The sequence below is a fragment of the Cellulomonas bogoriensis 69B4 = DSM 16987 genome, from assembly GCF_000767165.1.
GTDB classification, from domain to species: domain Bacteria; phylum Actinomycetota; class Actinomycetes; order Actinomycetales; family Cellulomonadaceae; genus Actinotalea; species Actinotalea bogoriensis.
On record NZ_AXCZ01000476.1, the window covers coordinates 1 to 418 of the forward strand.

1 protein-coding gene is annotated in these 418 nt (G+C 74.4%); it reads left to right on the plus strand.

All coding sequences use genetic code 11. The features are described from left to right. Nucleotides 1–150: 150 nt before the first annotated feature. The coding region (locus N869_RS16095) for an AAA family ATPase (RefSeq protein WP_035063453.1) at nucleotides 151–418 on the plus strand (268 nt) is incomplete at its 3' end.

A 418-nucleotide genomic window follows, 5' to 3' on the forward strand; every position in this document is an offset into this window, starting at 1 on the left:
CCCCGACGACGTGGCCCGCGCCCGCGAGCTGCTCGGCGACAAGCCGTGGACGATCCTCACGGCCAAGGGCGGCTGGATGCCCGCGCAGTCCGACATCGAGGCGTGCGTGCACGCCCTGGAGAACATCAACCCCCAGGAGAGGTCCCACACGTGAGCGTCCCCACCACCACGACCGTCACGCCCCTGCCCGTGGGGGAGGTCGCCCAGGCCTGCCGGGCGGTCCTGGACGAGGTCGGCACCGCGGTGGTCGGTATGCACGACGCGCTGCGCACCGGCCTCGCGGCGATCCTCGCCGGCGGGCACGTCCTGTTCGAGGACGTCCCCGGCCTGGGCAAGACCCTCGCCGCCCGCAGCCTCGCCACCGCCCTGGGCCTGGACTTCCAGCGCGTCCAGTGCACCCCGGACCTGCTGCCCTCGG